This window comes from Corynebacterium sp. HMSC036D03 (assembly GCF_001836185.1).
In the GTDB taxonomy this organism is placed as follows: Bacteria; Actinomycetota; Actinomycetes; order Mycobacteriales; family Mycobacteriaceae; genus Corynebacterium; species Corynebacterium simulans.
In genome coordinates this window covers 117,112-131,022 of the sequence record NZ_KV827746.1, presented here as the reverse complement: position 1 = coordinate 131,022, position 13,911 = coordinate 117,112, and the positions used below count along the sequence as shown (strand labels likewise).

Sequence of the window (13,911 nt, the reverse complement as noted above, 5' to 3'; positions counted from 1 at the left end):
AGCGCCCTGCTCTCCCATTCGAGGAAGAGCAGGGCGCAAGTTTTTCTGGCTCGTGTAAAGCCTTTGGCTTTACACGTCCAGGAAGCGAACGTCCTTCGCGCGGCGGGTAATGAAGGAACGGCGAGCCGAGACATCGTCACCCATCAGGATGGAGAAGAGCTCGTCGGCGCGTTGTGCGTCTTCCAGATCCACGCGGCGCAGGATACGGGTGGTTGGGTCGAGTGTGGTCTCCCACAGCTCGGATGCGTTCATCTCACCCAGGCCCTTGTAGCGCTGGATGCCATCGTCCTTGTTGATCTTGCGATTAGCTTCGAGGCCTTCTGCCAGCAGCTTGTCGCGCTCGGCGTCGGAGAAGGCATAGCCCGGCTGGCCCTTTGCCCACTTGAGCTTGTACAGCGGCGGATTAGCCAGGTAGACGTGGCCATCCTCAACCAGCTGCGGCATGAAGCGGAAGAGCAGGGTCAACAGCAACGTCGCGATGTGCTGGCCGTCAACGTCAGCGTCGGCCATCAGCACGATCTTGTTGTAGCGCAGCTTGGAGATGTCGAATTCTTCGTGGATACCGGTGCCCAAAGCGGTGATGATCGCCTGGACCTCGGCGTTTTTTAGAACCTTATCCATGCGTGCCTTCTCCACGTTCAGGATCTTGCCGCGCAGCGGCAGGATTGCCTGGAACATGGAGTCACGGCCGGCCTTTGCGGAGCCGCCTGCGGAGTCACCCTCCACGATGTAAAGCTCGGAGATCTTCGGATCCTTAGAACGGCAATCGGCAAGCTTGCCGGGCAGGCCGCCCAAGTCGGTGGCGGACTTACGGCGCACCATCTCGCGGGCCTTACGCGCTGCGACGCGTGCGTGCGCGGAGGAAACGGCCTTGTTGATAATCGCTTTTGCCTCTGCCGGGTTGGCATCGAACCAGTCGTTGACGTGCTCGTTGACGGCGCGCTGGACGAAGCCCTTAATCTCAGAGTTGCCGAGCTTGGTCTTGGTCTGGCCCTCGAACTGTGGGTCACTGACCTTGACGGAAATGACGGCAGAAAGACCCTCACGGCAGTCATCGCCGGAGAGGTTGCCGTCCTTCTCCTTGACCAGCTTGTGCTCCTTGGCGTAGCGGTTCATCAAGGAGGTCAGCGCTGCACGGAAGCCCTCTTCGTGGGTACCACCCTCATGGGTGTTGATGGTGTTGGCGAAGGTGTGGACGGACTCCTTATAGCCCTGGTTCCACTGCAGAGCGACCTCGACTTCGTGATCCTCGCCCTTGACGTCGAAAGCGACGATGGTGGGGTGGATGGCGGTCTTGGTCTTGTTGAGGTGCTTGACGTAGTCAATCAGGCCGTCTGGGTAGTGGTAGACAACCTTCTTCTGCAGTTTCTTTGCCGGCTTGTCCTCGCTCGGGCCGTCTGCTTCGGAATCGACGTCGACGTCGTCGAAGGACTCAGCGTCCAGGGCGGTCTCGCCGGATTCGGCGTCGGCAATCGCCTCGAGCTCAAGCTGCTCCTCGGTAACGCGCTCGTCGATAAGCTCGATGGTCAGGCCCTTGTTCAGGAAGGCCATCTCCTGCAGGCGACGTGCGATGGTCTGGTAGTCATAATCCGTGGTCTCGAAGATCTCTGGATCGGCCCAGAAACGGATCGTGGTACCGGTACCGCGCGCATTGCCGCCTTCGACCAGCTCATCTGGGATGGCGTTAGAAAAGTTCTGATACCAGTGCTTGCCGTTGCGCTTGATCTCTGCCTCAACGCGAGTAGACAAAGCATTCACAACGGAGATACCGACGCCGTGCAGACCACCGGAGACTGCGTAGGAATCGGAATCGAACTTACCACCGGCGTGCAGCTGGGTCATGACAACCTGGACGGTCGGCGCACCGGAGGCGTGCATCTCCACAGGGATGCCGCGGCCATCATCGATGACCTCAACGCCGCCGTCGGCGAGCAGCTTGACGACGACCTTGGAGGCATAACCAGCCATGGCCTCATCGACCGAGTTATCCACGACCTCCCAAATCAGGTGGTGGAGACCGCGTACGCCGGTGGAACCGATGTACATACCCGGACGCTTGCGGACGGCTTCGAGGCCCTCCAGGATGGTAATGGAACTAGCACCATATGCGTGTTCTTCAGCCACGGAAACGTGTACTCCTTTTGGCTATAGCAAAATCTAAGACTTTAGCTATTCTACACGGTGTCCCCCTACTAGAGAGCACTCCACACCAGTGAGAGGGCGGAATTTAGCCCGATTTTTCGATCTGGGTTTTCTCCCGCAGTGGCTATCCGTAGGTATCTTGTGAGCCTTGTGGCTTCACCCACTGCCGGCCCTGATAATTGCGGTGTTGCTTGGGGCCTTGAATACGCAGTTCAACGATGACGTCGGGCCCGAGGCGGTCCGCGATCTTGCGCAAGATCTGGCGTTGCAGATAACGCAGCTCGGTGGCCCACACGGAGGCGTCGCAAGAAATATAGACGACCTTGTCCTTAATTCGCTCGGGCTTCGTGTGCGCGGCGATGCGCTCGCCCACCAGGTTGGTCCAATTGCCCATGACCCAACCATCAGCAAGCTCGTTTTCCCAACCGCGGCGGACAATCTCCTTGTTCAGCGTGGCACCGAGACTGGGGATATCCAGGCTGCGACGCTGCCTCCTGCCATCGGGGCCGGTGGGCCTGCCCACGCGGTATTTCTTCGCTGGTGCATCGTGACTGATCTTCATCTTCGGCGCTGGCTTATCCAGTTTGGGAGCGTTCTTGGAATTTGAACGCACACGATCAAAGAAATCCTGAATAGGATCAGTCATCGTCGCTCACCTTTGCAATTTCAGAAATTCGCCCCTGTTGAGTATCCCGGACGGAGACTTCATAGCGAACGATGGGCTCTAAGTTGCCGGGCAGGTCCTTGTCCACGGCGGCGGTGATCAGCACTTGCTCGGCTTCGGTAGCCAGGTGCACGAGCTTCTCCCGGCGCTTGGCGTCGAGTTCGGCGAAAACATCGTCGAGAATCAAAATCGGATCAGTGCCTTCCTCGCGCAAGAGGTTGAACTCGGCAAGGCGCAAAGAAATGGCATATGACCAGGTCTCACCGTGACTAGCAAAGCCTTTTGCCGGCTGCGTTCCGAGGTTGAGCACGAGATCATCGCGGTGCGGGCCCACCAGGGAGATGCCGCGCTCGATCTCGCGCTGCCGCTTAGCGGCAAGCTCGGTGAGCATCACGGCTTCCAGTACGTCGCGGTCAGAGACGTCGATCGTAGATTTGTACTCGATGTGGGCTGGCCGCGATTCCGGGGCCAGGCCTGAATAGGCGGATGGGATCAACTCGCTTAAGGCGTCGACAAGCGCGAGGCGTGCCTGAATCACCTGCGCGCCTAGATGTGCCAGCTGGGCGTCCCATACATCCAACGTGGCCAAAGCCGAGGCACCATCGGCGTCATCGTAGCCGCGGCGCAGGCTTGACGACGCCGACTTTAAAAGCGCATTGCGTTGCTTTAAGACCTTGTCATAATCCGCCTTTACCCCAGCTAAGCGCGGGGTACGTGAGGCGATGATGGCATCCATGTAGGTGCGCCGCTCAGCCGGCTCACCACGCACGAGCGCGAGATCCTCAGGCGAGAACAACACGCTTTTGACCACGCCCAATAACTCGCGCGGGCTTTTCAGCCGCGTGCGATTGATCTGGGCTTGGTTAGCCGCGTGCGGTTTGATGAGCAGATGCGCGGTAAGCTCGCGGCCCTGATTGACGGCAGTGGTGGAGATTCTGGCATTAGCGGCACTTTGACGTACCAACGGCGCGTCGTGGCTAACACGGTGCGAGGACAGGTGGGCTACGTACCCGATCGCCTCGACGATGTTGGTCTTGCCAAAACCGTTGCGTCCGACGAACAAAGTGATCCCCGGGCCGAGCTCAATATGCAGCTCAGGCCACGAGCGAAAATCCCGGACGTCGAGTTCGCGAATGAACATTAACCTGGCAGACGGACCGGCATCAGAAGGTAGGTGAAATTGGTCTCGGGGGTTGGGAAGACTCCATCCTCATCTGCCATCGGCATCTCCTCTGGCTCCGGAATCATAATTGCTGGGCGGGAAGGCTCAGTGAATCCGAAGACCACGCGGTCAGTGTGGACCACTGCCAGGCCATCCTTGAGGTAGCCCGGGTTAAAGGCGATGGTGAATTCATCGCGGCCGGTAAATGCACAAGGCAAAGTCTCGTCTGCCTTACCGGAATCCGCGCCAGCGGCCAGGGTGACCTGACCTTCAGAAAAGTCCATGCGGATCTGGGCGTTGCGATCAGTCAGCAGGGAAACGCGGCGGATGGCTTCCTGCAGCGGAGCAACTTCGATGCTGGCCATCGCGGTATGCGTCTTAGGCAGCAGCGGAGAGACGTTTGGGAAGTCTGCATCCAGCATGCGGGTGGTGGTCTCACGGTTATCCGCGTGCAGACCAAACAGGCCCTCTGCGCCAATGTTTTCGCCGGTGCCTACCGCGATCTCCACTGGGATGTTGAGGTGAGTATCAAGGGAGCGGCCGGTGTCTTGCAAGGTCTTCGCAGGAACTAGCAGCTTTGCCTTTACGTCAGGGGATACCGGATCCCACTCGAAGGTGCGCATAGCCAAGCGGAAACGGTCGGTAGCAGTCATTTCAACGTGGGAACCGTTGATTTCCATATGCACGCCGGTCAGCATCGGCAGAGTGTCATCCTTGCCGGCAGCGGATGCGACCTGGCTGATGGCCTCAACGAAAAGCTGTGGGTTGATGGTGCCGGTGACCTCCGGCAGAACCGGCAGCTGCGGGTAATCATCGAGTGGAATGATGGGCAGCTCGAAGCGGGAGGAACCGCAGGTGAGCAGGACCTTGGAATCCTGCTGGGTCATCTCAACTTCCTTGTTCGGAAGGGTAGCAACGATGTCTGCGAGCAGCTTACCGGCGACGGCGATGCGGCCTGGTTCGTCGATCATTGCCGCGATGCGTACGCGAGTAGAAACTTCGTAGTCGAAGCCGGTGAATTCCAAACCATTGTCATCGGCGGTGATAAGCATCGCGCGAAGAACAGGCTGCGTCACCTTGGAAGGCAAACTACGGGCTACCCAAGCAACTGCGTTGGCCAGATCATCTTTGGCAACACGAAATGACACAGATTGGTCCATGGTCTCGATGAGCTCCTTGCTGGGTTCTAGCTGGGTTGATTTTTGTAAGTAACAAAAGCTGTTTCCAACTTACCGCATAGGCGCCGTGCGACAGACTTTTGTAATTCACTCGCGGCCTGGCGCCTCGGGCCGAGGCGAGGGCGAGAATTACACACATCCCCTTTTTACTTAAGGGATCAGGAAAAATAGTTAGTAGTAGTAATAACCGTTGTGGGATCTGTGGATAACGTCCTAAACGACAAGGTGGTGGGCCCGATCCGCGCTGTGATCGTGGCTGTGGGATCAGTGTGATCAAATTACATAAATTGTGAGTAACTAGAGGGGTGCCGGTTTTATCCACAATCTATCCCCAGGATTGTGGAATTTGATCACAGCATTGATCACAAGCTCCTGATCAGGGCGAATGCTTTGTGAAAAACAAAAATGTGTCGAAGATCTATGAATTACAACAATGAAATTACACAGATGTGAATAACGCTGTGGATAAAAATAACCCGCCACCTAAGTGCAGGTGGCGGGTTATATTTCTAGCTGCAGAAAGCGTTTTAAGAACGGCTGTGGTTCTTGATCCTTTGCGTCAGCGCCTGGATCTCATCGTAGGTATTGCGGTTTTCTGTCATTTCCTTACGGATCTTGCGATCGGCATAAATGACAGTCGTATGATCCTTGCCTCCGAACTGATCACCAATCTTCGGCAAGGAAAGCTCAGTCAGCTCGCGGCAGAGATACATAGCCAACTGGCGGGCATGAGCGACGGCGCGCTTCTTGCCCGCACCACGCAGGGTCTCGACGTCGATGTCGAAGAACTCTGCTGTTACTTCCATGATCGCGGTTGCCGTAATTTCACGTCCCGCTGCATCGGGCGCGAGATCGTGCAATGCGATCTCCGCCATCTCTAAGCTGATCGGTTCGTTAACCAAAGAGGAATAAGCAGAAACGCGAATCAGCGCGCCTTCAAGCTCGCGAATAGAAGACTCGAAGCGCGAAGCGATGAGCTCTAGAACAGATCGATCTACTTCGGTGCCGTCCGCAGCTGCCTTCTTCATCAAGATGGCTATGCGGGTCTCGAGATCTGGCGGCTGAATATCCGTGATCAAACCACCTTCGAAGCGAGTTCGCAGGCGATCCTCCAGGGTGGTCAGCTGCTTCGGCGGACGGTCAGAAGATAAGATGATTTGCTTATTGGCTTGATGCAGTGCATTAAAGGTATGGAAGAACTCCTCCTGAGTCGATTCCTTACCCTCCAAGAACTGAATGTCATCAACCATCAAGATGTCCAGATTGCGATAACGCCGCTTGAAGGACTCCTGGCGGTCATCGCGCAAAGAATTGATGTAGTCGTTAGTAAATTCCTCGGATGAAACGTACTTCACGCGCAGCCCCGGATGCAGAACCTGCGCGTAGTTGCCCGCGGCGTGCAACAGGTGGGTTTTGCCTAGGCCGGAGCCGCCCCAAATAAACAGTGGGTTATAAGCACGCGCTGGATTTTCCGCTACGGCCACCGCCGCGCCGTTGGCAAAGCGGTTGGAGGAACCGATAACGAAGTTTTCAAACGTGTGCTTTGGGTTCAGCGACTCTTCCCTATTGGGATCGTGCGCCGGCTGCTCACGCGGAATGCGGGCATCTGCATTGTGCTGGGGCTGGTATTGCTGCTGTTGCTGGTTGTAGTGATCAGCCAGTTCATCCAAGCTCGCCGGGGCATGGCTGGTCTGCCAAGCCTGCTGTGGCGGCTGGTACTGCTGCGGTGACGGCGCCTGCGGTGCTTGAGCCGGGGCGTCGTTAAGCGGTGCTTCTTCTTCCACCGGATTGGCCAGAGTTACAGCAAGCGTGCACGGCCTGCCCAGGTGCCGGGTAAGGGCACGCGAGATGTGTGGGCCGAGATCGGTTTCGATGACTGCCTTGGCCTTTTCATTGTGTGCTGCCAGCAGTGCGTAGCCATCCATCATCATGATGGGTCGCGCGAGCTGCAGATACAGTCGCTGCGTGTGGTTGAAGTTGGGTACCTCTGAGTTGGGTTTCTCAGATTGGGCGAGCAGATCTTCTACTACTGCTCGCCAGTTGGCGTTAAGTACCGCTTGTTGATCAGTCAACGCGCCTACCTTGTGCGGCCTTCCCAGAAGATGGCCATAGTTCGGACGGAGAAAAATTTACAGTGAATTTCACGGACGTATCCACATCGAAAATTGCGGCACGACCTTGATCTCCACAGAGTTATCCACAGATGTGGAACAAATGTTTATCCACAGCCTAGTCGATGGCTGTGGATAACTATCAATCGGGTACTTTAGGCTATTTACCTGCTGGAATACAAAAAGTCTAAAGCTGAGATTTAGAGTTATTCACACCTTGTGGACGGCTGTGGAATTCGATTCTTTAGTTTTACCGTCGAGTTAGCGGGGCTGTCTAACGCTTTTCGGCACATGCATGGCGTGAACTTAAAATGCAAGCCGCCACATGTGCTCTGACCCCGCAAAGTAGCCTTTTAGCTGCAGATAAAAACATCTTTGTAATTTTGGGTACACCCGGGTGTCGATTTGTTCAAGGCTGCATTCGTCACGTAATCTGTCATGGTCTATCGCAACAGAAGACGTTGCGCGTGAGTGCGAACCCACTCCCAAGGGTTGCTAACTACTCACATATCCATTCATCAGTGGAGCTGGGGGAATGACTTTCCCTGGGCTCCGCGCACAACTTCAAGGAGATAATCGTGGCAAAGGGTAAGCGTACCTTCCAGCCCAACAACCGTCGTCGCGCTCGTAAGCACGGCTTCCGCACCCGCATGAGCACCCGTGCAGGTCGCGCTATCGTCGCAGCTCGTCGTAAGAAGGGCCGCGCAAAGCTGTCGGCATAATCGTGCTTCCAGCCCAGCATAAGCTCACCTCGCCAGCGGAATTCCGCAGGACGATCAAGGGTGGCAAGCGGGCCGGTACACGTACGGTTGTTGTGCACTTTCGTAACAACACCAGCCAAGACACCAAATTCGATATTGCGGCCGCCGGCCCAAGGTTCGGATTGGTTGTTTCAAAAGCCGTCGGGAATGCAGTGGTTCGCCACCGCACCTCCCGGCGGCTTCGGCATGTGTGCAGGTCCCTCTTTCCGGATCTCCCACCGACCGCAGATCTGGTTATCCGTGCGCTTCCCGCAAGCGCCACAGCGAGCAGTGAGCAATTAGAAAAAGACATCCGCAAGGCTCTGCGTAAATGCGGTATGTAAATTCTTCCGGTGCCGAAATCCCGGAAGCTAAGGGTGTGGCAAAACCGATGGTAAAAGCGGTGCGCTTCTACCAAAAGTATTTCTCACCCCTTAAGATGGTTTCCACCTGTCGTTTTGAACCGACTTGCAGTGCCTACGCCCTCGAAGCACTCTCCGTTCATGGAGCTTTCAAAGGCGCCGGCATGGCCATCGCTAGGGTTTGCAAATGCGGCCCTTGGCATCCGGGCGGGTTTGATCCCGTACCCGGCACGAACAACAACTGAGGACTATCCTTGCTTAATATCATTTATTGGCCGATCTCGGCCGTCTTGTGGTTCTGGCACTGGCTTTTGAGCTTCGTGATGGATCCTTCTTTGGGTATCACGTGGATTCTCTCGATTGTCCTGCTGACGTGGACGCTCAAGGCCATCATGGTCAAGCCGACCATCACCCAGCTGCGCTCATCCCGCAAGATGCAGGAGATCCAGCCGCAAATCCAGGAGCTGCGTACCAAGTACGCGAATGACCAAACCAAGGCTGCGCAAGAGATGCAGCGCATCTACAAGGAATCTGGCGTTCGCCCGATGGCAGGCTGCCTGCCGATTTTCGCTCAGATTCCAATGTTTATTGGTCTGTTCCATGTTCTGCGCGCCTTCGACCGCACCATTCAGACTGTGGGTGGCTTCGGTCACCCAGCTGATGAGCCAATGTCGGTGGAGGCTAACGCGAACACTGCGAACTACATCTTCAAGCCGGAATTGGTGCAGCAGTTCCTGGACGCCAAGATCTTTGGCGTTCCGCTGATTACCAACTTGCGCGTGAACTCGCCGATTCTGGATCAGCAGGGCATCACGACGTCGCAGGCAGCGGTCATCATCGTTCCGTTGATTGCCATCATTGCGGTTTTGACCCACTTCAATGCCCGTGTGTCGCTCAACCGCCAGGAGGCACGCCGTGCTTCCGGTAAGACTCCGACCCCGCAGGGCCAGAACGCTGAGATGATGCAGCAGCAGATGGCAATCATGAACAAGATGATGCTGTGGGTCATGCCAGGCATGCTGGTCTTCTCCGGTGCTATTTGGCCTATTGGCTTGCTGTTCTACATGTTGGCTAACACCGTCTGGACCTTCTTCCAGACTCGCATCGTGTACAAGAAGATGGACGAGGAAGAGGAGCGAGAGGCAGCTGCCAAGGCAGAACTCAAGCGCACTTCCGCACCGAAGCCAGGTGTGCGCAAGAAGGACAACCGCACCAAGAAACAGCGTAAAAACAACAACTAAAACAGGAGTTTCTAGTGTCCGATTTGGACCCGTCTGAAGTATTTGGCTCCCGTCTGCCACTCGCGCAGGCTTACCACGATTCGCTCGCTACAGACGGGTCCATTCGTGGTTTTATAGGCCCGCGCGAAGTCCCGCGCCTGTGGGAGCGCCATCTTCTCAACTGTGCCGTGATCGGCGATGTTATGCCGGAAGGAGCCCGCGTAATCGACGTCGGCAGTGGCGCAGGCCTCCCAGGCATCCCGTTGGCCATTGCGCGCCCAGATCTTGATATCACCCTGATCGAGCCGCTCCTAAAGCGCTCTAATTACCTGTCTGAGGTCAAGGAGCTGCTGGGCCTAGATAACGTCACCATCATCCGCGGCCGCGCCGAAGTAGGCCCCGTGAAAAAGGCCGTGAAGGGTGCAGACATCGTGACCTCTCGCGCCGTCGCGCCCTTGGGCAAGCTTGCCAAGTGGTCGCTGCCATTGGTCAAGGTGGGCGGCGAGATGATCGCTTTGAAGGGCGAGTCCGTGTATGAGGAGCTGGAGCGCGACGCAGCTGAGCTAAAGCGTGCTGGCGCAGGTAAAGCCGAGGTCACCACCATCAAGGGCACGACTATCATCCGTGTCCCCCGCGTGAACTAAAGTAGACGGCATGACTAATCCACGTCTTATCACCATCGCGAACCAGAAAGGCGGCGTCGGCAAGACCACGTCGGCTGTCAATCTAGCCGCGGCGCTCGCTGAGGCCGGCAAAAAAGTGTTGGTGATCGACCTGGACCCGCAGGGCAATGCCTCAACTGCGGTGGGCGCTGCCCATACCTCGGGCACTGATTCGAGCTACGAGGTCTTGCTGGGAGACCGCACTGCGGAGCAAGCAATGCAGCCGTCTCCTTCTAGCGCCAATCTCTTCTGTATTCCCGCCACCATTGATCTGGCTGGCGCGGAGATCGAAATGGTCTCGCTGGTACGCCGTGAGTTCCGCCTTTATGACGCACTCCATAACGGCTTCCTTGAAGAGCACGGCTTCGAGTACGTCTTCATTGATTGCCCGCCTTCGCTGGGCCTTTTGACCATCAATGCCATGACCTGTGCCGAAGAGGTCATCATTCCTATCCAGTGCGAGTACTACGCACTGGAGGGCGTGGGCCAGCTGCTTGGCAACATCTCCATGATTCGTGAGCACCTCAACGAGGAACTACATATTTCCGCCGTTTTGCTCACCATGTATGACGCCCGCACCAAATTGGCAGAGCAAGTTGCCCATGAAGTGCGCGAACAATTCGGCGCCGTAGTTCTTGGTAATGTAATTCCGCGTTCGGTGCGCGTGTCTGAGGCGCCGGGTTACGGCAAGACTGTTATCTCCTATGATCCTTCTTCCACCGGTGCTAGGGCTTATTCGGCGGCGGCCCGCGAGCTCGATTCGCGCGGTGACTACCGCCCGCACCCCACCACTGGCGCCATCGGCGTTAGCCCAGAGATTTTCGCTGAATTGGAAGGATAAGTTTTAGCATGACGGAACAAAAGCAAGGTGGCCTCGGCAAGGGTCTTGCAGCACTTATCCCTTCTGGCCCCGATGCCCCATCCCGCAAGCCGCGCCTTGGTAACGATGCAGCAGATATCATCCTTGGCGCTGCTACCGGCGGTCCAACTGGTGATAAGCCCCGCGTGAAGGGCGCGCCAACCATTCCACAGGGCGCTAATAAGAAGCGTCAGGCAAAGCCTTCCGTGATCGGCGCTACCTACCGTGAGATCGCGGTCGGTGACATCATCCCTAACCCAAAGCAGCCGCGTACCGTCTTCGACGAAGAAGGCCTCGCAGAACTCGTTCACTCCATCAAGGAGTTCGGCCTGCTCCAGCCGGTCGTCGTGCGCCCGGCAGATGAGGGCGGCTTTGAGCTCATCATGGGTGAACGTCGTTGGCGAGCTTCCTCCAAGGCGGGGCTTGCCACCATTCCGGCCATCGTCCGCGATACCAAGGATGACAACCTCCTGCGCGATGCCTTGCTGGAGAACATCCACCGCGTGCAGCTTAATCCATTGGAAGAGGCACACGCCTACCAGCAGTTGCTGGAGGAATTCGGCGTCACCCAGAACGAGCTGGCTGACCGCCTCGGCCGTTCCCGCCCGCAGGTGACCAACATGATTCGCCTACTCAAGCTCCCGGTGAACGTGCAAAAGCGCGTCGCTGCTGGCACCTTATCCGGCGGCCATGCGCGTGCCCTGCTGGGCCTGCCCGATGCTGAGGCCATGGAGCTCATCGCCAACCGCATCATCGCAGAAGGCCTGTCCGTCCGTGCCACCGAGGAAGCGGTTACGCTGTACAAGAGGGGCGATAAGCCACAGGAGAAGAAGCCTGCTGCCCCGCAGCCACAGTACTTCACCGATTCCGCAGAGCGCCTGTCTGACCGCTTCGACACCAAGGTCACCGTCACCATGGGCAAGCGCAAGGGCAAGATGGTCGTCGAATTTGGCGATCAGGAAGATTTCGAGCGCATCCTTGGTCTCATCGAGGGCAAGTAATGCTCGTCGAGTCAGTCAAGGAAGGGGTAGAAATCAACCCCTTGGCGGCTCGTTCCATCTTTTGGGAGCTTGATACTGAGGTAACTGATCCCGCCTTCGAGAAAGAGGCGTGGATTTCCGCTGTGCTCCTAAGCGCCGGCGACTGTGGCCTAACGGTGGGCAACGAGGCTACGGTCTTCTTCTGCCCCGCTGATTATGCCCCTGGGGCGTCCAAGCTGCCTACCGCTCCCGTGAGCCAGGACGCAGCTTTGCTGTCCTCATTGTTTGTGAAATCCCATCGCGCGGCACGTGGCTTGGAAGCGGTGCTTCTCGACGCCGCGATTATGAACCTTTCCTCGCGTGAGTTCAGCGCGGTAGAAGCCTTTGGCTACCGCGACGCAAAAGAGGCAGAGTTTCTATTACGCGAAAAACCCGCCTTCATCGGGCTTCTGTCAGTAGAAACCTTAGAATCGGCGGGTTTTATGGTGGTCCAAGACCACCCCGTTACTCCACGGCTGCGCCTGGATCTCCCACCAGCCTTCGACCTACTCTCGGCCGCTGCGGTAGAAGATCTGCTAGCAAAAGCTTTGGCTTAAGCCTCCTCGGCGCGCAGCAGCTCCGAGAACTTATAGGTGCCGGTGACAGCATCGTCATCATCGAGCAGGTAGAGGCGCTTTACAGAAACCACGATTGCTTCTGCAATATCATCGCGCTTGGCCGACGTAGTAAGCACTTCTACGTCACCAGGGTTGGTGAGATAGCCCAAGACAACCTGGACTACTGGCATCTGCGTCAGACGCAAAAGATCCCAGGTGCGGCCGTGGTTCCAGCAGTTCTGCAGTGGCGTGCGAGCCACGATCTCGCGCTGGATGAAACCAGAAAGAGTCTCACCAATGAGCGAGGAGCTGCCGATCTCCGAACCAAAGTAGAAGGTGGCAATGCCATTGGCCTTCTCGTTTGGATAGCGGTCACAAGCCAAAGAGATAACCAGATCGGCGTCGAAGGCGTTTGCCAGATCCGCACGGTCCTTGACAGAAGGATTATCGGTACGTGGACGCGAGATGATGGTTTCCATGCCCGCTGCAATCATGCGTCCGGCCACGCGCTCTGCCAAGTCCCACAGAAGCTCTTCTTCGGTGACGTCACCAAAGCGGCCCTTGACCTTGATGCCCTTCTCGGCACCGCCTAAGGCAGGGTCGATGACCACGCGCTTGCCTGCAAGCTGTGGGCCGGCGTTGCGGACACGCTCGCGCTCTTGGATGTTGTGTGCGGAACCGCCGGTGATGCGGCGGCCCAGCAGATTAAGAGCGTTGATCGTGGTCGGACCACACACACCGTCTTTCTGGAGACCGCTGTTGAGCTGGTATTCCATGAGTGCGGCGTGAGTATCGGGACCGAAGTGGCCGTCCACTCGGTTCTGGTAGAAACCGAGTTCTTGAAGTTGCTGCTGAAGTTGTGCGACATCGTCGCCAACTAAAACGTTGCCCGGCTCGTACGTGAGTACGCGCGCGCCCAAGCTATAAGAAGCCTGGCGCAGCTCACGAAGGGTAAGGTCATCGATTACGCCGGTGGGCACAATGCCGCGGGACTGCTGAAAGGCCTTGATGACCTCAGAGAGTTCGGCGTCGAATACTTTTTCCGTCTCGGAATACTTTTGTTGCTTCCAATCGGACAGTGCGCCCCGGTAATCCTTCATGAGGCCGAGACGGGCGAGGGTTGCACGTGCTTCGGCGACGCGGACACTTTGGTCACCGACCTGCAAAACGCGATTCACACCTACCCCTTTTCTCGTGTTAAAACTGTGCGCCCTGTGACGCATGTGAATAAGGCT

14 protein-coding genes are annotated in these 13,911 nt (G+C 57.0%); 8 read left to right on the top strand and 6 right to left on the bottom strand.

Annotated features, from left to right (window positions below):
* Nucleotides 1-69: 69 nt before the first annotated feature.
* From gyrB to dnaA, 5 genes are all read right to left on the bottom strand, one after another.
* Complete coding sequence (gene gyrB, locus HMPREF2692_RS08900; RefSeq protein WP_070432485.1) at nucleotides 70-2,124, bottom strand: DNA topoisomerase (ATP-hydrolyzing) subunit B; 2,055 nt, start codon at nucleotides 2,122-2,124, stop codon at nucleotides 70-72.
* A gap of 142 nt (nucleotides 2,125-2,266) precedes the next feature.
* A complete protein-coding gene (locus HMPREF2692_RS08895) occupies nucleotides 2,267-2,788 on the bottom strand; it encodes a DciA family protein (protein ID WP_061925529.1) in 522 nt (173 codons plus the stop codon).
* Complete coding sequence (gene recF / locus HMPREF2692_RS08890; protein ID WP_070518408.1) at nucleotides 2,781-3,947, bottom strand: DNA replication/repair protein RecF; 1,167 nt, start codon at nucleotides 3,945-3,947, stop codon at nucleotides 2,781-2,783. The genes HMPREF2692_RS08895 and recF overlap by 8 nt, the downstream gene beginning before the upstream one ends.
* Nucleotides 3,947-5,128: a DNA polymerase III subunit beta gene (gene dnaN, locus HMPREF2692_RS08885; RefSeq protein WP_082778674.1), complete on the bottom strand. Its 1,182-nt coding sequence runs from the start codon at nucleotides 5,126-5,128 to the stop codon at nucleotides 3,947-3,949. The genes recF and dnaN overlap by 1 nt, the downstream gene beginning before the upstream one ends.
* A gap of 545 nt (nucleotides 5,129-5,673) precedes the next feature.
* Nucleotides 5,674-7,218 carry a chromosomal replication initiator protein DnaA gene (gene dnaA, locus HMPREF2692_RS08880; RefSeq protein ID WP_070823404.1) on the bottom strand — a complete coding sequence of 515 codons (1,545 nt, stop codon included), beginning with the start codon at nucleotides 7,216-7,218 and terminating at the stop codon, nucleotides 5,674-5,676.
* A 617-nt stretch (nucleotides 7,219-7,835) separates the two neighbouring features.
* Here dnaA and rpmH point away from each other — a divergent pair.
* The 8 genes from rpmH to HMPREF2692_RS08850 are packed head-to-tail and all read left to right on the top strand — an operon-like array spanning nucleotide 7,836 to nucleotide 12,676.
* Nucleotides 7,836-7,979 carry a 50S ribosomal protein L34 gene (gene rpmH, locus HMPREF2692_RS08875; protein ID WP_005530694.1) on the top strand — a complete coding sequence of 48 codons (144 nt, stop codon included), beginning with the start codon at nucleotides 7,836-7,838 and terminating at the stop codon, nucleotides 7,977-7,979.
* A gap of 2 nt (nucleotides 7,980-7,981) precedes the next feature.
* Entirely contained in the window at nucleotides 7,982-8,341 is a 360-nt protein-coding gene (gene rnpA / locus HMPREF2692_RS12755; protein WP_062042802.1) for a ribonuclease P protein component, read from the top strand.
* Nucleotides 8,329-8,604 carry a membrane protein insertion efficiency factor YidD gene (yidD, locus tag HMPREF2692_RS12750; protein WP_235591096.1) on the top strand — a complete coding sequence of 92 codons (276 nt, stop codon included), beginning with the start codon at nucleotides 8,329-8,331 and terminating at the stop codon, nucleotides 8,602-8,604. The genes rnpA and yidD overlap by 13 nt, the downstream gene beginning before the upstream one ends.
* Nucleotides 8,605-8,613: 9 nt before the next feature.
* The gene (yidC, locus tag HMPREF2692_RS08870) at nucleotides 8,614-9,600 is read left to right on the top strand and encodes a membrane protein insertase YidC (protein ID WP_083323826.1); all 987 of its coding nucleotides are present in this window, start codon (nucleotides 8,614-8,616) and stop codon (nucleotides 9,598-9,600) included.
* 14 nt (nucleotides 9,601-9,614) lie between these two features.
* Nucleotides 9,615-10,223, top strand: a complete 609-nt coding sequence (gene rsmG / locus HMPREF2692_RS08865) for a 16S rRNA (guanine(527)-N(7))-methyltransferase RsmG (RefSeq protein ID WP_070823402.1) — start codon at nucleotides 9,615-9,617, stop codon at nucleotides 10,221-10,223.
* A 10-nt stretch (nucleotides 10,224-10,233) separates the two neighbouring features.
* A complete protein-coding gene (locus HMPREF2692_RS08860) occupies nucleotides 10,234-11,082 on the top strand; it encodes a ParA family protein (RefSeq protein ID WP_061925513.1) in 849 nt (282 codons plus the stop codon).
* Nucleotides 11,083-11,090: 8 nt separating this feature from the next.
* Entirely contained in the window at nucleotides 11,091-12,101 is a 1,011-nt protein-coding gene (locus HMPREF2692_RS08855; protein WP_061925510.1) for a ParB/RepB/Spo0J family partition protein, read from the top strand.
* Complete coding sequence (locus HMPREF2692_RS08850; protein ID WP_061925507.1) at nucleotides 12,101-12,676, top strand: hypothetical protein; 576 nt, start codon at nucleotides 12,101-12,103, stop codon at nucleotides 12,674-12,676. The genes HMPREF2692_RS08855 and HMPREF2692_RS08850 overlap by 1 nt, the downstream gene beginning before the upstream one ends.
* On the opposite strand, the gene HMPREF2692_RS08845 is transcribed toward HMPREF2692_RS08850, so the two are convergent.
* Entirely contained in the window at nucleotides 12,673-13,854 is a 1,182-nt protein-coding gene (locus tag HMPREF2692_RS08845) for an N-acetylmuramoyl-L-alanine amidase (protein WP_061925505.1), read from the bottom strand. The two genes, HMPREF2692_RS08850 and HMPREF2692_RS08845, sit on opposite strands and share 4 nt — an antisense overlap.
* Nucleotides 13,855-13,911: the final 57 nt, after the last annotated feature.

Excerpts from the sequence above, each read along its gene's own strand:
- HMPREF2692_RS08860 (WP_061925513.1), top strand. The coding sequence starts at position 10,234 with ATGACTAATCCACGTCTTATCACCATCGCGAACCAGAAAGGCGGCGTC.
- HMPREF2692_RS08855 (WP_061925510.1), top strand. The coding sequence starts at position 11,091 with ATGACGGAACAAAAGCAAGGTGGCCTCGGCAAGGGTCTTGCAGCACTT.
- yidD (WP_235591096.1), top strand. The coding sequence starts at position 8,329 with ATGCGGTATGTAAATTCTTCCGGTGCCGAAATCCCGGAAGCTAAGGGT.
- recF (WP_070518408.1), bottom strand. The coding sequence starts at position 3,947 with ATGTTCATTCGCGAACTCGACGTCCGGGATTTTCGCTCGTGGCCTGAG.
- dnaN (WP_082778674.1), bottom strand. The coding sequence starts at position 5,128 with ATGGACCAATCTGTGTCATTTCGTGTTGCCAAAGATGATCTGGCCAAC.
- HMPREF2692_RS08850 (WP_061925507.1), top strand. The coding sequence starts at position 12,101 with ATGCTCGTCGAGTCAGTCAAGGAAGGGGTAGAAATCAACCCCTTGGCG.
- HMPREF2692_RS08895 (WP_061925529.1), bottom strand. The coding sequence starts at position 2,788 with ATGACTGATCCTATTCAGGATTTCTTTGATCGTGTGCGTTCAAATTCC.